Origin of the sequence: Methylobacterium sp. NPDC080182 (genome assembly GCF_050281105.1) — a bacterium.
Taxonomy (GTDB): Bacteria; Pseudomonadota; Alphaproteobacteria; order Rhizobiales; family Beijerinckiaceae; genus Methylobacterium.
Map to the genome: position 1 here is coordinate 199,321 of NZ_JBNNWO010000011.1, position 17,659 is coordinate 216,979.

Genomic DNA, 17,659 nt, shown 5'->3' on the forward strand with positions numbered 1-17,659 from the left:
TCAGCCTAACGCGCCGCGCGGTCGGCGTCGCCCGGCTCCGCCTCCGGGTAGAGCCGTTCCCGCAGATTGTTCAGGATCCCGGCGGTGACGCCCCAGATCAGCCGCTCGCCGAAGGTCAGGGCGTAGAACCAGCGCTCGCGGCCCTGCCACGCGCGGGAGCGCAGGCGGTAGCGCTCCGGGTCCATGAGGAACGGGAGCGGCACCTCGAAGACGTCGGCCACCTCGTCCGGGTTCGGCGTCAGGACCGCGCCGGGATCGACCAGGCCGATGACCGGGGTCACGAGGAAGCCGGTGCCCGAGAGGTACGGGTCGAGATAGCCGAGGAACCGCACCGCCTCGGGCGGCAGCCCGATCTCCTCGTAGGCCTCCCGCAGGGCCGCGTCCGCAGGCCCGGGATCGGAGGGATCGATCTTGCCCCCCGGCAGCGCCACCTGCCCGGAATGGTCGCGCAGGTTGGCGGCCCGCATCGTCAGGATCAGGGTCGGACCGTCCGCGCGCGGCACGACCGGCACGAGGACGGCGGCCCGGCGGTGCGGCGGCGGCGGGATCACGGCCGTCCCGTCCGGATCGAGGCTGTGGTCGCCCCGGGGATTGGAGGTCGGATCGTCCGGTCCGGGCGGGTCCGGCGACAGGCCGGCGGCGGCGCGGGCGAGGAAGTCGGCGAGCGGGTCGCTCACGCGGCGGCGACCGGTGCGATCGTGTGGAAGGCGCCGCCGGCCCACAGGCCGAGCCAGGGCTTCCCGTCGACCAGACGCTCCTCGGCGAGGTCCACGAGGTCGTAGGTGAGCGCCCGGGTCACGAGCGCCCACAGCCCGCGGCGGACATGGAGGTAGGGCTTCAGCGCCCCGTCCGGCGCCTCCTCGAAGCGGAGGGCGTGCTCGGCGTCGACGCTCACCAGGTCGTCGACGTTGGTCCGGAACGAGACCCGCCGGTCCGCCCCGCTCCCGTCCACCGCCATCTCGACGGCCACGAAGGCCGCGTCGTCCACGGTGATGCCCACGCTCTCCACCGGCGTGACCAGGACGGTCCGGCCGTCCGGCTCGCGCCGCAGGATGGTGGCGAACAGCTTGACCAGCTTGTCCCGTCGGATCGGCGAACCGTTGTGGAACCACGTCCCGTCCGCGGCGATGCGGATGTCGATGGCGCCGCAATAGGGTGGGTCCCACCGCTCGACCGGCGGCATCCCGCGCTTCGGCAGATCCCCGAGGGCCGCGCTGAGGCGGCTCAAGGTCGGGTCGGGGGCGGGATCCTCGCTCATGCCCGTGACAGATAGCGTCGCGATGCCCGATCAGCCATGGCCGAGAGGAGGATCGGCGCCGGTTCCGTCCCGGATCGCAGGTGCGCGATCCTAGGCCGGCCCGGCGCCCTGGGTATTCACCGTCAGGGCGTAGAGCGACTGGCTCGCCGCCATGAACAGGCGGTTGCGCTTGGGGCCGCCGAAAGTGAGATTCCCGCACACTTCCGGCAGGCGGATCCGACCGATGAGCTTGCCCTGGGGCGTCCAGACGGTGACGCCGTTGTAGCCCACGGCCCGGCCGGCATTGCTCGACACCCAGAGATTGCCGTCGACGTCGGTCCGCAGGCCGTCGGGCCCGCATTTCACCCCGTCCACGACGCAGTCCGAGAAGAGGCGCTTGTTCGAGAGCGCCGCCCCGGCCCCGACGTCGAAGGCGTAGATCTCGCCCTTGCCGCCGGGTCCGGTATCCCCGGGACCCTTGCCGGTGGAGCAGACGTAGAGCGTCCGGTGATCGGGCGAGAAGCACAGGCCGTTGGGGTCGGGCACCTCGTCGTCGGTGAGCATCCGGTCGACCCGGCCGGACGGGTCGATGCGGTAGACGGCGTTCGGGAGCACGCGTCGCCGCGGGACGGTCCCGGCGGGCTGGCCGAGCCGCGGATCGAGACGGCCCTGCCGGTTGCTCGGGCCGCCGGCGACGTCGGGCAGGCCCTCGTAGAGCAGCGCGCCGTAGGGCGGATCGGAGAACCAGTACGCGCCGTCCGGGTGCTGGACGACGTCGTTGGGCGAGTTGAGCGGCTTGCCCTCGAACGAATCGGCCAGGACCGTCGCCGAGCCGTCGAGCTCGTAGCGGACGACCCGCCCGGTTGCGTGCTCGCAGGTAAGCTGTCGCCCCTGTCGATCGAAGCTGTTGCCGTTGGAATTGTTGCTCGGCGTCCGGAAGGTGGAGACGTGCCCGTCCTCCTCCAGCCAGCGCATCTGCCGGTTGTTCGGGATGTCGCTCCAGACGAGGTAACGGCCGACCGAGTTCCAGGCCGGTCCCTCCGCCCAGAGGGCGCCGGTCCAGAGCCGGCGGATGGCACTGTTGGGCACGATGTAGGGCTCGAACGCCGGGTCGACCGTGACGATGTCCGGATCGGTGAAGTAGGTGGTCGGGCCGCCGCGTCGCCGGCAGTGACGGCCAGGGCCCCCAGGCCCGCGAGGATCGTGCGCCGGGATCGCGGGGCGGACCCGCGTTCAGCCGCGATCCCGGATGCGTCGGTCGGCGACGGTCGCATGCGATCCTCCCCCGCACATCGGGCCTCTGCGCCGCGATGCGCCCGGGCAGGTTAGGACCGTCGTCCTGCGCGGGTCAATCGGGACGGCGCCTCAGGATCTTCCAGACGCCGTCCGCCGTGGCGAGGAGACGTGTGCCGTCGCGGACGTCGCCGCGCATGAACACCAGGGAGCCCGTGCGCTTGACGACCTGCGGCCGGATCTCGATCCAGTCGCCGAGTCGGCCGACATCGATGAACTTCATCTCCAGCTGGATGGTCACGCAGTTGGCGCCTCCGGCGGCGCGCATCGCGGTCTCGCCGAGGGCGCGGTCGGCGAAGCTCATCAGCATGCCGCCGTGGACCACGCCGATCAGGTTGGCGTGCTTCTGATCGGCCCGGAACGCGTAGGCGCCGTCCGCACCGCGGACGTGCAGCGGCCCGACATGGGCGATGAAGCCCTTGTCCTCCACCGGCGTCCAGCCTTCTGCGGAGGGGTCGTGGGCGGCGGGGTCGTGGGCATCCGTGTCGGTCGTCATCGCGTCGGGTCCGTTCGTGTCGGAGTCTCGGAGGGCAGCTGTCAGGTTCCCCGGGGCTTGGCCCGGCGGGTCGGGGCCTCGCTGAGCGGGTCCTCCGGCCAGGGATGGCGCGGGTAGCGCCCGCGCATCTCGGACCGCACGGCCGCCCAGGATCCGCGCCAGAAACCCGGCAGGTCCCGGGTGATCTGGATCGGCCGCTGCGCCGGCGACAGCAGGTGCAGGACCAGCGGGCGCCCGCCGGCCCTGGGATGCCGGTCGAGGCCGAACAGCTCCTGCACCCGGACCGCCAGCGCCGGCTCCTCCGCCGCGTAATCGACCGGGATGCGGGAGCCGGTCGGCACCTCGACATGGGTCGGCGCCTCCGCGTCGAGCCGCGCGCGCAGGTCCCAGGGCAGCAGGGCCTGGAGGGCGTCCGCGAGGTCGCTCGCCGTGACCGACGCCAGGGCGGCGCGCCCCACTAGGGCAGGCGCCAGCCACGTCTCCGCGGTGCGAGCCAGGGCGTCGTCCGACAGGTCGGGCCAGGCCACGCCGTCGGCGGCGTGCAAGAAGGTCACCCGGGCCCGCCACTGCGCCAGGGCCGGCGTCCACGGCAGGCGGTCGATCCCGAGATCGGCGATGCCGCGCGCCAGGATCGCGGCGCTGTCCGTATCGGGCGGCACCGGCAGCGGCCGTGACCCGAGACTGACCGCTCCGAGCCGCCGGACCGCCCGCGCCCGCAGGGCCTCCGCCTGCGGATCGAAGGTGATCTCGGTGCGCGACTCGATCCGGTCGGCGAAGAGCCGCTCGATCGCCTCGGTGCCGATCGCCGCCGCGGCCAGGATCCGCGCATTCCCGGCCGACCCGGCGAGGTCGGCGATCACCAGATGGGTCTCCCGGGCGAGCGGGCTCGCCGGGTCGAGGCGCCCGGCCCGACCGCTCGCCATCACGAACTCGCCCTCGCGGCCGCGCGCCCGGGCGACCCGGTCGGGATAGGCGAGTGCCAGGAGCGGCCCGGCGGCGGCCGGGCCGGCATCCGGACTCGCCGGCCCGTCGGCCCCGGCGCTCCGGGCCCAGCCCTCGGCGAGCCGGCGCATGTCGGCGGCGCGCCCGCCCCGGTCGCGGCGGAAGCGCTCGACCCGGTCGTCGAGGTCGGCCCCGTCGCCGCCGAGGCCGCGCTCGACCAGCACGGCGGCGAGGTCGGCGGCGGCCCGCGCCTGGCCGGTACCGGCCGCGACCGTCACCATCCGGGCGAGCCGCGGCGGCAGCGGCAGCGCCCGCAGCCGCGCGCCGACCGGCGTCAGGCGGCCGTCGGCGTCGAGGGCGCCCAGCTCACTCAGCAGGGTGCGGGCCTCCGCCAGGGCCGGCGCCGGCGGCGGGTCGAGGAAGGCGAGCGCGCCCGGGTCGGTCACGCCCCAGGCGGCGCAGTCGAGGAGCAGCCCGGCGAGGTCGGCCGACAGGATCTCGGGCCGCGTGAACGGCTCCAGGGCGTTGGTGCCGGCCTCGGACCAGAGCCGCCAGCACAGGCCGGGCTCGGTGCGGCCTGCGCGGCCCCGGCGCTGGTCCACCGAGGCGCGGGAGGCGCGGGCCGTGACCAAGCGGGTCAGACCGAGGCCCGGCTCGTAGACCGGAACCCGCGCCAGCCCCGAATCGACCACGATCCGGACCCCCTCGATGGTCAGGGAGGTCTCGGCGATGCTGGTCGCGAGGACGACCTTCCGCGTTCCGGCGGAGGCCGGCGCGACGGCGCGGTCCTGCTCGGCGGGCGTCAGCGCGCCGTAGAGGGGCGCGACCTGCACGTCGGGGCCGACCTTCTCGGCCAGCAGGTCGGCGGTCCGGCGGATCTCCGCCTGCCCGGGCAGGAACACCAGGATCGAGCCCGGATCCGCCCGCAGGGCGCGCAAGGTGACCTCGGCGACCGAGTCCTCGATCCGCCGGTTCGGATCGCGCTCCGCGTAGCGCGTCTCCACCGGGAAGGCGCGCCCCTCGGAGGCCACGACCGGGGCGTCGCCCATCAGCCGCGCGATCCGGGCGCCGTCGAGGGTCGCCGACATGACGAGGATCCGCAGGTCTTCCCGCAGGCCGCCCTGCGCGTCGAGCGCCAGCGCGAGGCCGAGATCGGCGTCGAGGGAGCGCTCGTGGAACTCGTCGAACAGGACGGCGCCGACCCCGGACAGTTCCGGATCGTCCAGGATCATCCGGGTGAAGACGCCCTCGGTGACCACCTCGATCCGCGTGCGGCCCGAGATCTTCGAGCCGAGGCGGACGCGCAGGCCGACCGTGCCGCCGACCGGCTCGCCCAAAGTCTGGGCCATCCGCGCGGCGGCGGCCCGGGCCGCGAGGCGGCGCGGCTCCAGCAGGACGATCTTGCGCCCGTCGAGCCAGGGCGCCGCGAGCAGGTCGAGGGGCACGCGGGTCGTCTTGCCGGCGCCGGGGGGCGCCACCAGGACGGCGGCGTTCCGCGCGGCGAGCGCGCGGCGCAGATCGGGGAGCGCCGCCTCGATCGGCAGCACGGGTGCGGGACCGGCCATCGCGGCCGCTGATGGCGCGGTGCGGCGCCGAGCGCAACCGGGCCGGGCCCGGGACCGCGACGCGTCCGGCATTCCCGTGACGCCGCGCGCGATTCGACACGGGCTTGCCGCCCCGGGCCCTGGTGGCCGCGCGGCGCCGCCGCGATCGTGCGGCGCGACTGCACAGATCCAACGGGAGCGAAACGATGACCCTCCGCCGCCGCGCGCTGACTCTGGCCGCCCTCGCCCTGGCCCTGCCGCTGGCGACCCCGCTGGCGACCGTGGCGGCGCGGGCGCAGGACCGGCTGCCGACCATCCCGCCCCAGGACTACACGCCCGAGCAGAAGCAGGCGGCCGAGGCCTTCGCGCAGGCGCGCGGCAAGCCGCCCTTCGGGCCGTTCGAGCCGCTCATGTACTCGCCGGAGGTGATGACGCTCGCCCGGTCGATGGGCGACTACCTCCGCTTCAAGCCGAAGATCGGCACCACGCTCTCGGAGCTGGTGATCCTGATGACCGCCCGCCGCTGGACGCAGGACTACGAGTGGTACGTCCACGCGCCGATCGCCGAGAAGGCCGGCATCTCCGCTGACATCATCGCGGCGATCCGCGACGGCCGCCGGCCGGCGAAGATGAGCGACGACGAGACCCTCGTGTACGATTTCACCGCCGAGCTCCAGGACACGAAGCGCGACTCCGACGCGACCTTCGCGCGCGCCGAGGCCCGGTTCGGCAAGCCCGGCGTCGTCGATCTGGCGGCGATCTCCGGCTACTACACGTTCCTGGCGATGGAGCTGAATGCGGCCCGCTACCCGATTCCCGCCGACGGCAAGCCGCTGCCGCGCATGCCCGAGTGAGCCGGCTTATCCACAGTCGTCCGGCAGCGGGAACGGCGTTGTCCACAGGGTTTGGCCGGTCACGCGCGGCCGGCCCGGCCGCCGTTGACGGAACGTTAACCCTTATGGCTTGTTCTCTTTTCGTTCCCGGACGCGACGAAGGAGAACCCGATGCTGACCCAGGTCCTGGCCCAGCGCGACGATCACGTATGCCCCGTCGAGGCGATCAGCACCGCGTATCTCGGCTTCGCGGGCGGCGATGCCGGGATCGCCCTGCGCTGCGCGATCGCCGACGCCCTGTCCGACCTGATGGAGGCCGAGCGGCGCACGCGCGAGCGCAGTCGCCTGATCTCCCGAGGCTACATCCGGACCGCCCCCGACACGGAGGCCGGACCGGCAAGCTGAACCGTGGCTGCAGGTCGGCTTCAGCATCGGTGCAGCGCGGGCGCGGCATTGTCCCTCGTGTGATCCGGGGCGCCGCAGGCGCTCCCCGCACCCACCGGAGACAGGTCATGACACGCATCGCTCTGCTCTCGGCCGCCGCGCTGATCGGCGCGGGCACCCTGGCCTCCACCGCCGCCGAGGCCCGCGGCGGCGGCGCCATCGCGGCCGGCATCATCGGCGGCCTCGCGGCCGGCGCCCTGATCGGCGCTGCGACCCAGGCCCACGCGGCGCCCGGCTACGGCTACGGATACGCGGATTACGGCTACGCCCCGGCTCCCGTGGTCGTGCGGCGGCCCCCGGTCTACCGCGTCTACGAGGAGGACGCGCCGGTCTACGCCACCCGCCGGACCGTGACCTACGAGCGGGTCCCGGTCGGCTACGGCCCCGCCCGCCACTGGGGCGGGGATTACGAGGGCGGCTACGGCTATCGCGGCTGGTGAGCCGGGGGTTGCGCCCGGCGCCGTGACGGCGCCCGGGCGCGTGGCTTAAGACGGTGGCGGCGCCGACCGAATCGGGTTTGCGGCACCCCACCGACGGGTCATCGACGGGTCCATGCTGGTCCACGAAGGCGAGACGCGCACCCCGGAGGCCGACAGGGCGCTCGCCCTCTCCCTCGCCGGGGTGGCCGGCGCGCTGAACACCGCCGGCTTCTACGCGGTGGGCCTCTACGCCTCGAACATGACCGGGAACGTCTCGGCCATCTCGGACCGGACAGGCACGGGCGACCTGCTCCTCGCCCTGCAGGCCGGGCTGCTCGTCGTCCTGTTCGTGCTCGGCGCCGCCACCGCGACGCTGCTGATCCGCCGCCGCCGCCGCGGGCACCGACCGGGCGCCTACGCCTACGGGGTCTGCGCGGAGGCGATCCTCCTCGTCGCCGTCGGCCTGCTCGTGCTGCCGCTCCACGAGCCGGCGCGGAGCCACGCCCTGGTACTCGGCCTGAGCTTCGTCCTGGGCCTTCAGAACGCGGCCGTGACCAAGATCTCCGAATCGCGGGTGCGGACCACGCACGTGACCGGCATGATCACCGACATCGGCATCGAACTCGCGCGCTGGCTGGACCGCGGCCCATCCGGCGCGGATCCACTCAAGCCCCACGATCCGGAGCGGCTGCGGCTGTACCTGCTGACCGTCGGCGCCTTCCTGGCGGGCGGTGTGGTGGGGGTCGTGGCCTACCGCCTCGTCGGCGTGGCCCTGCTCTTCGCGGCGGCCGCGATCCTGGCCGGACTCGCCCTCCCCGCTCTCAGGCGGTGACGTCGAGGAGCTGGCCCATCATTCGGTCGGCGGAGCGCGCCACCGCGGCGTTCAGCGCGAAGGCCGACTGCGACCCCATCAGGTTCAGCGCGGCGCCCGACAGGTCCACCTGCGCGGCCGGCGGCAGGGCCGTGTCGCCGGTGGGCGCGCCGCTCGCCGCGATGGTCTCGGCCGCTCTCCCGAGCCGGTCGGTGGCCCGGGTCATGCCGGTCGCGGCGGTCTGAAGGGCGTCGATCATACCGGAATCTCCCCGCCGCCACTCTGGCAGGGACACGACAAGGGCCGGTTTCGGCGATCGCTCAAATGCGATCCATCCGGCGCGACGGCCGCCGCGTCCGCCTCACCCCTTCGGCGCGCACACGGTCACCGGAGAGGCGCCGCCGTAGGGCCGCTCCGCCTCGGCGATCTGCTTCGCGGCGGCCTCGCAGGCCTGCTTGGTGTTGAACTCGACCGATCCGATCGCGGAGCCCGAGCCGGCGAGCATGATGATGAGCACGTAGACCACGCCATTCCCCTCCGGCATCCCGGTCCGGCGTCGCGCTGCGTGCTGGTGCGGACGGCGGGACTCGAACCCGCACGGCCTCGCGGCCGCAAGATTTTAAGTCTCGTGCGTCTACCGGTTCCGCCACGTCCGCATGCACCCTCGGTAGCGGGGGCGGCGGGTCCGATCAAGCGGGGGGCGTCCAGCCATACAGCCAGGCGTAGCGGTCGCGCATGCCGTCCGGGCCGAGACGGGCCATCACGGCGTTGCGCAGGAACGCCACCACGCCGCCGGCGTGGTAGGTCCGGCCGTTGCTCCGCGCCGCTTTCTGAACCCGTCGCACCCGTGCGGTCCGCGCGCCCGAGAACGCAGCGAGCGCGGCCGGCACGTCCGCGTGGTCCGCCAGCGCGCGGGTCAGGACCGCGGCGTCCTCGATCGCCAGGGCGGCCCCCTGCGCGAGATAGGGCAGCACCGGGTGGCCGGCATCGCCGATCAGCGCGAGCCGGTCGCGGGCGAGCGGGCGCGCCACGGCCCGGTCGGCAAGCGACCAGACCAGCCAGGAATCCGGCAGGCTCAGGAGGTCGCGCAGGGGCGCGGCGCTGCCGCGCAGATGCCCGCGCAGCACGGCCGGCTCCCCGAGCCGGCCCCAGCCCTCGTCGCCCACCGCCTCGGGCACCACCGCCACCACATTCAGGAACTGGCCGTCCCGCACCGGGTAATGCACGACGTGCCGGCCGCGGCCGAGCCACAGGCCGGTGGCGCCGCCGCGCAGGTCCTGCGGGACCGCCTCCATCGGGATGAGCGCGCGCCACGCCGCGGCCTGACCCGGGCGGAGCGGCGCCGAATCGAGATGCGCGCGCAGCCGGGACCTCAGCCCGTCCGCGCCGATCGCGAGGTCGAAGGCGACCGGCTGGGCCCCGCTCGCGCCCTCGACGGTGAGGACGGCCTCGGACGCGGTCTGGGACACGGCGGTGACGGTGCGCCCCATCAGCAGGCGGATCGTCGAGCGGCTCCGGAGCGCGTCGAGCAGCAGCGTCTGCAGGTCGGCGCGGTGGATCACGTAGTAGGGCGCGCCGAAGCGGCTCTGCGCCTGCGCGCCGAGCGCCACGCCGCCGATGCGGCGGCCGCTGTCCAGGGCCCGCACATCGACGGCGGGCGGCTCGCTCGCCGCCCGGCGCAGCGCCGCGGAGAGCCCGAGGCCCGCCAGAACCCGGCTCGCGTTGGGCGAGATCTGGATCCCGGCCCCGACTTCGCTGAAGCCGGTCCGGCGCTCGATCACCGTGACGGCGTGGCCGGCATCCGACAGCGCCAGCGCCGCCGTCAGGCCGCCGATCCCGGCCCCGACGATCCCGATCCGCAGTGATGGACTGCCAGAAGGCACGGTGGGCGGCGCCTACTCCGCCGCGACCTTGGCGTCGTCCCGCCACACGCAGGCCTGCGGCTCCGCCTCGTCGGCCTTCAGGCCGGCCCGGTAGCGGTAGAGCGTCGAGCAGTACTGGCAGATGATCTCGCTGTCGGCGCCCATGTCGAGGAACACGTGCGGGTGGTCGAACGGCGGCAGCGCGCCGATGCACATGAACTCCTTCACGCCCACGGTGATCACCGGCACGCCCGGCTCGTTGTGGAAGTGCGGTACCGCCTTGCCTGCCATCCGGCCCTCGCCTGTCCCGCGACCGACCGCGCGGCGAATCTGCCAGCGCGCTCCCGGGCGTCTCGCGGCCGCTTATGCCGCCAGCCCCGCGACCGGCGCAAGCCTCGCCCGACCTACGACCGATGCGGCTTGGACTCGCGGGCCCCGCGCCGTACATAGGGCGAAGCCCGATTGACGCCGCCGCGAAAAAAGTCCCGATCATGCAGCAGGAACAGGCCAGTGCGCAGGGTGCGCGCCGCGCCCCGGAACCGCCGATCCACGGACCCGAGGGCTTCGAGGGCATGCGCCGGGCGGGGCGGCTCACCGCCGAGGCCCTCGACCTGCTGATGGAGGCGACGCAGCCCGGCGTCACCACCGAGGAGCTCGACAGGCTCGCCTACACCTTCGCCATGGATCACGGCGCCTATCCGGCCTCGCTGCTCTACCGCGGCTATCCGAAGTCGATCTGCACCTCGATCAACCACGTGGTCTGCCACGGCATCCCCAACGACAAGCCGCTGCGCGAGGGCGACATCGTCAATCTCGACATCTGCCTGATCCTCGACGGCTGGCACGGTGATTCGAGCCGGATGGCCTATGTCGGCGAGGTGCCGCGCAAGGCCCAGCGCCTGTGCGAGATCACCTACGAGGCGCTGATGCGGGGCGTCGCCGCCGTGAAGCCCGGCGGATCGACCAACGACATCGGCCGGGCGATCCAGTCCTACGCCGAGGGCGAGCGCTGCTCGGTGGTGCGCGATTTCTGCGGCCACGGCCTCGGGCGCACCTACCACGACGCGCCCACGATCCTGCACTACGTCGAGGCCAGCTACGACGTGCCGTTCAAACCCGGCCAGTTCTTCACGATCGAGCCGATGATCAATCTGGGCCGGCCCGCCGTGAAGGTCCTGGGCGACGGCTGGACCGCCGTGACCCGCGACCGCTCGCTCTCCGCCCAGTTCGAGCACACGGTCGGTGTCACCGAGACCGGCGTCGAGATCTTCACGATCTCGCCGAAGGGGCTGCACCAGCCCGTCAACCCGGCCGCCTGACCGGCCGTGCCCGAGCGGCAGGACGACGGTGAGGCGGGGCTGTTCGCCAACAGCGCCGCCCCGTCGCCGGTCGAGAAGGAGACGCCGCACTACCACGGCCATCGCGACCGCCTGCGGGAGAAGTTCTCCGCCGCGGGGCCCGACGCGCTGCCCGATTACGAGCTGCTGGAGCTCGTCCTGTTCCGGGCGATTCCCCGGCGCGACGTGAAGCCCCTCGCCAAGGCGCTGGTCGCCCGGTTCGGCAGCTTCGCCGAGGTGGTCAGCGCCGAGCCGGCGCGGCTCATGGAAGTGGAGGGCGTGAGCGCCGGGGTCGCGTCCGACCTCAAGGTGATCGAGGCCGCGGCGCGGCGGCTGGCCCGGGGCGCGATCCGCGAGCGCGCGCTCCTGGGCTCGTGGAGCGCCCTGCACGAGTACTTGCGCGCCACCATGGCGTTCGCCCCGCGCGAGGAGTTCCGCGTCCTCTTTCTCGACAAGCGCAACCACCTCATCGCCGACGAGGTGCAGGGACGCGGCACCGTCGACCACACGCCGGTCTACCCGCGCGAGGTCGCCCGCCGGGCGCTCGAACTGTCGGCGACGGCCATCATCCTGGCCCACAACCACCCGTCCGGCGACCCGGCCCCGTCGGCGGCCGACGTGGCGATGACCCGCGAGATCGTGGCCGTCCTGGCGCCGCTCAAGATCGTGGTCCACGACCACGTGATCCTCGGCCGAAACGGTCACGCCAGCCTGAAAGGCCTGAAGTTGATCTGATCCTCCGGCCTCCTTGAGCGTTATCGCCCGCGGATATAGCCATGATCGGGTGGCGCGCCTCTTGCCTCAAGAGCGGGAGCGTACGGGAGGAGCGAGATGGCGGTGACGGCCTTCGACGAGATGAACGGGATCGGCGCGGCCGATCCGGCGGCCGTCCGCGACGCCTACGGCCAGCTCAAGGCTTGGCTCGACTCCACGCCGCCCGAGCATTTCAACACCCGCCGCAGCCAGGCCGAGCTGCTGTTCCGCCGGATCGGCATCACCTTCGCGGTCTACGGCGACAACGAGTCGACCGAGCGGCTGATCCCGTTCGACATCATCCCCCGGGTGATCACCAAGCCGGAATGGGCCTTCCTGGAGCGCGGGCTGACGCAGCGGGTCACCGCCATCAACCTGTTCCTGAAGGACATCTACGGCGCCCAGGAATGCATCAAGGCCGGCATCATCCCGGCCGACCTCGTCTACCGCAACGCCCATTACCGCATGGAGATGCGGTCCTTCCGCGTGCCGCACGACCTCTACGTGCACATCGCCGGCATCGACATCGTCCGGACCGGCGAGAACGATTTCTTCGTCCTGGAGGACAACGCCCGCATCCCGTCGGGCGTCTCCTACATGCTGGAGAACCGGGAGGTGATGCTGCGCCTGTTCCCGGACCTGTTCTCGAAGCACCGGGTCGCGCCGGTGGAGAACTACCCGGACGCCCTGCTCGCCACCCTGCGCAGCCTCGCGCCGGGCTCGGCGACCCGGGACCCGACCGTCGTACTGCTGACCCCCGGACGCTACAATTCCGCGTTCTACGAGCACTCGTTCCTGGCCGACAAGCTCGGCGTCGAGCTGGTGGAGGCGTCCGACCTCTTCACCAAGGACGACGTCGTCTACATGCGCACCACCGAGGGGCCGCGGAAGGTCGACGTCATCTACCGCCGCCTCGACGACGACTTCCTCGACCCGCTGGTCTTCCGCCCGGACTCGGTGCTCGGCGTGCCCGGCCTGATGAACGCCTACGAGCGAGGTTCGGTCACCCTCGCCAACGCGGTCGGGACCGGCATCTCGGACGACAAGGCGGTTTACAGCTACATGCCGGAGATCGTGAAGTTCTTCACCGGCGAGGAGCCGATCCTGCACAACGTGCCGACCTATCGGTGCCGCGAGAAGGACGCGTTCGCGTACGTGATGGACAACCTGTCCGACCTGGTGGTGAAGGAGGTCAACGGCTCGGGCGGCTACGGGATGCTGGTCGGGCCGCATGCCAGCAAGCGCGAGCTCGACGACTTCGCCAAGAAGCTCAAGCACGCCCCGGACGGGTTCATCGCCCAGCCGACCCTGTCGCTCTCCACCTGCCCGACCTTCGTGGCCTCGGGCGTCGCGCCCCGCCACGTCGACCTGCGGCCCTTCGTGCTGTGCGGGGCCGACAAGATCCGCATCGTTCCGGGCGGCCTGACCCGGGTGGCGCTGAAGGAAGGCTCCCTGGTGGTCAATTCCAGCCAGGGCGGTGGCACCAAGGATACCTGGGTGCTCGACGCCTGAGCTCCGCGATTTCCGGACGTTCCGAGGCGCGGACACCGTGGTCCGCACGACTTGGCTGAAGACCGATGCTCTCCAGGACTGCCGACAACCTCTTCTGGCTCTCCCGCTACGTCGAGCGCGCCGACTTCGTCGCCCGCATCCTCGACGCGGCGCACCGATTCGCGTCGCTGCCGACGAGCTACGGCGGTGGCGGGAGCAACGAGTGGGAATCGGCCCTGGCCTCGGCCGGCGACCCCGACGCGTTCAAGACCCATTACAGCGCGATCAACGCCGACACGGTCTGCGACTTCCTCGCTTTCAGCCCGCACAACCCGTCATCGATCCGCTCCTGCATCGAGGCGGCCCGCGAGAATGCCCGCTCCGTGCGCACGGCGCTCACCACCGAGATGTGGGACGCGATCAACGGCGCGTGGCTGGAACTGCGCAACTACGCCGGCAAGGACCTCAACCGCGACGAGTTCGGCCGCTTCCTCGACTGGGTGAAGACCGTCTCGCTGACCTTCGACGGCTCGGCCTTCCGGACGATGCTGCGCAACGACGCCTTCTGGTTCACCCGGCTCGGCACGGCGATCGAGCGGGCGGACAACACCGCCCGCATCCTCGACGTGAAGTACCAGATCCTGCTGCCGCACGACGAGACGGTGGGCGGCAGCCTCGACTACTTCCAGTGGACCACGATCCTGCGCGAAGTGTCGGCGTTCAACGCCTACCACTGGGTCTACCGGGAGAGCATCAAGCCGCTGCTGGTGGCCGACCTCCTGATGCTCAACAAGCAGATGCCGCGCTCCTTCGCGAACTGCTACGGCGTGATCGTCGAGTATCTCGACCTGATCGCCGACGCCTACGGCCGCCGGGGCCCGAGCCAGCGCCTCGCCGGAAACATGTTGGCGAAGCTGGAGGGCGAGGATATCGACCGGGTCTTCGCCACCGGGCTGCACGAGTTCGTCGAGGCGTTCATCGCCGAGAACAACAAGGTGGGCGAGGCGATCGCGAAGCAGTATCTGGTCGGCTGAACAGGACGGACAGGACGGCGCATGCGCATCCGCGTGGTTCACGAGACCATCTACACGTACGAGCAGCCCGCCCGCGGGCTCGTGCAGGTCCTGCGGCTGACGCCGCGCGACCATGATGGGCAGTACGTCCGCGGGTGGCGGATCGACACCACCGTCGACGGGCGGCTGACCGCCCGCGAGGACGGGTTCGGCAACGTCGTCCACTGGTTCACCCCGGACGAGCCGGCCGACGCCCTGACCATCCGGGTCACCGGCGAGGTCGACACCGACGACACGCACGGCGTCGTGCGTGGCACGGTGGAGCGCCTGCCGGACGAGTTCTATCTGCGCGACACGGACCTGTGCGCCGCGAGCCCGGAGTTGCACGCCTTCGCGGAGCGCGTCGCCGCCGAGGACGACGGTGCGACCTTGGCCCGACTCCACCGGCTGATGGGGGCGGTCCACAGTGCTGTGGCCCACGAGCCCGGTCCCGCGAGCGGCGCGGTGCCGGCCGGCAAGGCGTTCGCGGCGGGCCGCGGAATCTGCCAGGATCTCGCCCACGTGCTCATCGCCGCCGCCCGCCACATCGGCATCCCGGCGCGCTACGTCGCCGGCTACCGGGCCCGGGAGGACGGGCAGGCGGATGTCGAGGCGCCCCACGGCTGGATCGAGGCCCTGGTGCCGGATCTCGGCTGGGTGGCGTTCGACCCGTGCTACGATGTCAGCCCGACGGACAACTACATCCGCGTCGCCACCGGCCTGGACTATCTCGGGGCGGCGCCGATCCGCGGCAGCCGGACCGGCGGTGGCACCGAGACACTGGACGTGAAGCTCCGGGTCGAGCAAGGCAGGGCCGCCGCTCAATCCTGACCGTCCCGACCCCGGTCCGCCGACCGCACGAGAGCCCGAAAACGATGACCTACTGCGTCGGTGTCCTGGTGGAGGAAGGGCTGGTCATGGTCGCCGATACCCGCACCAATGCGGGGCTCGACGACATCTCGACCTACCGCAAGCTCCACCATTTCAACGTGCCGGGCGAGCGGGTGATGATGCTCGCCTCCGCGGGCAACCTCTCGATCACCCAGTCGGTGCTCAGCCTGCTCCAAGAGGGCGTGCCCGGTGAGGAGGAGGGTGAGCCGCCGCAGAAGCTCGTCGAGGCGCCGACCATGTTCCAGGCGGCGCAGCTGATCGGCCGGGCCATCCGGCGGGTGCGCGCCATCGAGAAGGACGGGTTCGAGGCGGCCAATATCCGGTTCTCGATCTCGCTGCTGTTCGGCGGCCAGATCGGCACCGGCGAGATGCGGCTGTACCTGATCTACTCCGCCGGCAACTTCATCGAGTGCAGCACCGACGCGCCGTTCCTCCAGATTGGTGAGCACAAGTACGGCAAGCCGATCCTCGACCGCGCCGTGAAGTACACGACCGACCTCTACGACGCCCTCAAGGTGAGCCTGGTCTCGATGGATTCGACCATGCGCTCCAATCTGGGCGTCGGCCTGCCGATCGACATCGCGGTCGCCCGCCGGAACGCGCTGACGCTCGAGGTGAACCACCGGATCGAGGCCGGCGAGGGCTACTTCCACGATCTGCGCGAGCGCTGGTCGGCTGCGCTGCGCGCGGCGCACCGGGCGATCCCGCGCCCGCCCTACGGACCGTCCAACGCCTAGGGCGACCACAGCATCGGCCGTCTTGCTCCGCTGCGCTCGCCGGGACGGGGGCAGATTTCTACGTGGCTGTCCGAGCCGCTGAAGACTCCGCTGCGCCCCAGGCCGTCAGGAGCGCCCGGGTCGCGTCGGCCGGATCCAGGGCGCGCATCGGGCCACCCATGACGGCGAAGCCCGCAGCCCCCGCCGCGCGACAGGCCCCGATCACCTCCGGACCGACACCGCCAAGGGCCACGATCGGCAGGCCCACCGCGCGTGCGGCGGCGAGGCCCTCCGGTCCGAGAGCCGGTCCGTAACCGGGCTTGCTCGTGGTCGTGAAGATGGGGCTGAGGGTCACGTAGTCGGCGCCGGCCCGCGCGGCGGCCGCGGCCTCACGCGGCGCGTGCGCGGAAACGCCGATGAGCGCAGCCGCGCCCAGGGTGGCCCGCGCCGCCGCGATCGCCTCCGGTCCCGAGCCGCCGCCGAGATGCACGCCGTCGGCACCGAGGGCGCGCGCGAGCGCGACGTCGCCTCCGACCGTCAGGACGCCGTTCGCGGCCCGCACGCGCTCGGCCACGCGCGCGCCGAGGCGCAGGCGGGCATCCGCCTCCAAGTCCCTGTCGCGGAACCAGATCCAGCGCCCGCCGCCGTCGAGGACCGCCTGCACGGTCTCGGCGAGGGGCCGCGGATGCCCGTGCCGATCCGTCACCGCGAGCAGCGGCGACGGCAGCGCCCTCACGAGCCGACGAGGCCGAGCTGCGGGCTCGACGGCTCGGCCCGGCCGCGGCGGGGGATCCGCCCGGCGCGGTGCGCGTCGCGCCCGGCCTCCACGGCCCGGCCCATGGCGCGAGCCATCCGCACCGGATCGTCGGCCTTGGCCACGGCGGTGTTGATCAGGCAGGCGGAGGCGCCGAGCTCCATGGCGATCACCGCGTCCGAGGCAGTGCCGATCCCGGCATCGACCACCACCGGCACCGTCGCCCGGCGGCAGATCAGCTCCAGGTTGGCCGGGTTGGCGACACCCATCCCGGAGCCGATCAGCGAGCCCATGGGCATCACCGCGGCGCAGCCGAGATCCTCCAGGCGCTGGCACACGATCGGGTCGTCGTTGCAGTAGGGCAGCACCACGAAGCCGTCGTCCACGAGATGGCGGCAGGCCTCGATCAGCTCCATCACGTCCGGGTAGAGCGTCTCCCGGTCGCCGATCACCTCGACCTTGATCCAGTTGGTGTCGAGCGCCTCGCGGGCGAGCTCGGCGGTCATGATCGCGTCGCGGGCCGTTTCGCAGCCGGCGGTGTTCGGCAGGAAGCGCTTGCCCTTCAGGATCTTGACCGTGTCCGAGCCGTGGCCCTGCAGCGAGACCCGGCGGATCGAGGCTGTGACCACGTCGGCGCCGCTCGCCGCGACGGCGTCGCGCATGATCGCCTGCGTCGGGTAGCCGGCGGTGCCGATGAACAGCCGGGACGACAGCCTCACCCCGGCGATGGTCAGGCTGTCATCCCCACCCTCGGGGCGCGGCGGCGTGTGACTCTGGTCCATGC

Annotated in this window: 20 protein-coding genes, 1 tRNA gene and 1 pseudogene; 10 read left to right on the plus strand and 12 right to left on the minus strand. The window is 72.5% G+C overall.

What is annotated here, in order from left to right; translation table 11 throughout:
- Nucleotides 1-5: 5 nt before the first annotated feature.
- The 5 genes and pseudogenes from ACQKQD_RS20340 to hrpB form a co-directional block, all read right to left on the minus strand.
- Entirely contained in the window at nucleotides 6-677 is a 672-nt protein-coding gene (locus ACQKQD_RS20340) for a CoA pyrophosphatase (protein WP_427509388.1), read from the minus strand.
- Entirely contained in the window at nucleotides 674-1,258 is a 585-nt protein-coding gene (locus tag ACQKQD_RS20345) for a DUF1285 domain-containing protein (RefSeq protein WP_427509389.1), read from the minus strand. The genes ACQKQD_RS20340 and ACQKQD_RS20345 overlap by 4 nt, the downstream gene beginning before the upstream one ends.
- 90 nt (nucleotides 1,259-1,348) lie before the next feature.
- Nucleotides 1,349-2,395 (minus strand): annotated as a pseudogene (locus ACQKQD_RS20350) (SMP-30/gluconolactonase/LRE family protein); the annotation flags it as partial.
- A gap of 190 nt (nucleotides 2,396-2,585) precedes the next feature.
- Nucleotides 2,586-3,026, minus strand: a complete 441-nt coding sequence (locus ACQKQD_RS20355; protein WP_427509390.1) for a PaaI family thioesterase — start codon at nucleotides 3,024-3,026, stop codon at nucleotides 2,586-2,588.
- Between the two features lie 41 nt (nucleotides 3,027-3,067).
- Nucleotides 3,068-5,533 (minus strand): ATP-dependent helicase HrpB, encoded by a 2,466-nt coding sequence (hrpB, locus tag ACQKQD_RS20360; RefSeq protein ID WP_427509391.1) that lies wholly within the window; start codon nucleotides 5,531-5,533, stop codon nucleotides 3,068-3,070.
- 185 nt (nucleotides 5,534-5,718) lie between these two features.
- Here hrpB and ACQKQD_RS20365 point away from each other — a divergent pair, with 185 nt between their 5' ends.
- The 4 genes from ACQKQD_RS20365 to ACQKQD_RS20380 all read left to right on the plus strand — a co-directional run bounded on the left by ACQKQD_RS20365 (nucleotide 5,719) and on the right by ACQKQD_RS20380 (nucleotide 8,040).
- Nucleotides 5,719-6,366, plus strand: coding sequence for a carboxymuconolactone decarboxylase family protein (locus tag ACQKQD_RS20365; RefSeq protein WP_427509392.1), 648 nt, complete (start codon nucleotides 5,719-5,721; stop codon nucleotides 6,364-6,366).
- A gap of 150 nt (nucleotides 6,367-6,516) precedes the next feature.
- Nucleotides 6,517-6,750, plus strand: a complete 234-nt coding sequence (locus ACQKQD_RS20370) for a hypothetical protein (protein ID WP_020093512.1) — start codon at nucleotides 6,517-6,519, stop codon at nucleotides 6,748-6,750.
- A 107-nt stretch (nucleotides 6,751-6,857) separates the two neighbouring features.
- Complete coding sequence (locus tag ACQKQD_RS20375) at nucleotides 6,858-7,229, plus strand: hypothetical protein (protein WP_020093513.1); 372 nt, start codon at nucleotides 6,858-6,860, stop codon at nucleotides 7,227-7,229.
- A gap of 112 nt (nucleotides 7,230-7,341) precedes the next feature.
- Entirely contained in the window at nucleotides 7,342-8,040 is a 699-nt protein-coding gene (locus ACQKQD_RS20380) for a YoaK family protein (RefSeq protein ID WP_427509393.1), read from the plus strand.
- Here ACQKQD_RS20380 and ACQKQD_RS20385 read toward each other — a convergent pair.
- The 5 genes from ACQKQD_RS20385 to ACQKQD_RS20405 all read right to left on the minus strand — a co-directional run bounded on the left by ACQKQD_RS20385 (nucleotide 8,030) and on the right by ACQKQD_RS20405 (nucleotide 10,172).
- Complete coding sequence (locus tag ACQKQD_RS20385; protein WP_427509394.1) at nucleotides 8,030-8,278, minus strand: flagellar protein; 249 nt, start codon at nucleotides 8,276-8,278, stop codon at nucleotides 8,030-8,032. The two genes, ACQKQD_RS20380 and ACQKQD_RS20385, sit on opposite strands and share 11 nt — an antisense overlap.
- A 102-nt stretch (nucleotides 8,279-8,380) precedes the next feature.
- Nucleotides 8,381-8,563, minus strand: a complete 183-nt coding sequence (locus tag ACQKQD_RS20390) for a hypothetical protein (RefSeq protein ID WP_020093516.1) — start codon at nucleotides 8,561-8,563, stop codon at nucleotides 8,381-8,383.
- A 25-nt stretch (nucleotides 8,564-8,588) separates the two neighbouring features.
- Nucleotides 8,589-8,675 (minus strand) — tRNA-Leu (locus ACQKQD_RS20395).
- Nucleotides 8,676-8,708: 33 nt separating this feature from the next.
- A complete protein-coding gene (locus tag ACQKQD_RS20400) occupies nucleotides 8,709-9,902 on the minus strand; it encodes an FAD-dependent monooxygenase (RefSeq protein WP_427509395.1) in 1,194 nt (397 codons plus the stop codon).
- Between the two features lie 12 nt (nucleotides 9,903-9,914).
- Nucleotides 9,915-10,172: a zinc-finger domain-containing protein gene (locus ACQKQD_RS20405; RefSeq protein ID WP_020093518.1), complete on the minus strand. Its 258-nt coding sequence runs from the start codon at nucleotides 10,170-10,172 to the stop codon at nucleotides 9,915-9,917.
- 200 nt (nucleotides 10,173-10,372) lie between these two features.
- Here ACQKQD_RS20405 and map point away from each other — a divergent pair, with 200 nt between their 5' ends.
- From map to ACQKQD_RS20435, 6 genes are all read left to right on the plus strand, one after another.
- Entirely contained in the window at nucleotides 10,373-11,200 is an 828-nt protein-coding gene (gene map / locus ACQKQD_RS20410) for a type I methionyl aminopeptidase (protein WP_056522448.1), read from the plus strand.
- A 6-nt stretch (nucleotides 11,201-11,206) separates the two neighbouring features.
- On the plus strand, nucleotides 11,207-11,953 hold the full coding sequence (gene radC / locus ACQKQD_RS20415) for a RadC family protein (protein WP_427509396.1): 747 nt from the start codon (nucleotides 11,207-11,209) through the stop codon (nucleotides 11,951-11,953).
- Between the two features lie 96 nt (nucleotides 11,954-12,049).
- Nucleotides 12,050-13,483 (plus strand): circularly permuted type 2 ATP-grasp protein, encoded by a 1,434-nt coding sequence (locus ACQKQD_RS20420; protein WP_020093520.1) that lies wholly within the window; start codon nucleotides 12,050-12,052, stop codon nucleotides 13,481-13,483.
- 65 nt (nucleotides 13,484-13,548) lie between these two features.
- On the plus strand, nucleotides 13,549-14,496 hold the full coding sequence (locus ACQKQD_RS20425) for an alpha-E domain-containing protein (RefSeq protein WP_020093521.1): 948 nt from the start codon (nucleotides 13,549-13,551) through the stop codon (nucleotides 14,494-14,496).
- 21 nt (nucleotides 14,497-14,517) lie between these two features.
- Nucleotides 14,518-15,345: a transglutaminase family protein gene (locus ACQKQD_RS20430; RefSeq protein ID WP_427509397.1), complete on the plus strand. Its 828-nt coding sequence runs from the start codon at nucleotides 14,518-14,520 to the stop codon at nucleotides 15,343-15,345.
- Between the two features lie 44 nt (nucleotides 15,346-15,389).
- Nucleotides 15,390-16,142 carry a peptidase gene (locus tag ACQKQD_RS20435; RefSeq protein ID WP_020093523.1) on the plus strand — a complete coding sequence of 251 codons (753 nt, stop codon included), beginning with the start codon at nucleotides 15,390-15,392 and terminating at the stop codon, nucleotides 16,140-16,142.
- 58 nt (nucleotides 16,143-16,200) lie between these two features.
- Here ACQKQD_RS20435 and ACQKQD_RS20440 read toward each other — a convergent pair whose 3' ends face one another.
- Nucleotides 16,201-16,857 (minus strand): thiamine phosphate synthase, encoded by a 657-nt coding sequence (locus tag ACQKQD_RS20440; protein WP_427509398.1) that lies wholly within the window; start codon nucleotides 16,855-16,857, stop codon nucleotides 16,201-16,203.
- Complete coding sequence (locus ACQKQD_RS20445; RefSeq protein WP_103985297.1) at nucleotides 16,854-17,657, minus strand: thiazole synthase; 804 nt, start codon at nucleotides 17,655-17,657, stop codon at nucleotides 16,854-16,856. Before ACQKQD_RS20445 ends, ACQKQD_RS20440 begins: the two co-directional genes overlap by 4 nt.
- Nucleotides 17,658-17,659 lie beyond the last annotated feature (2 nt).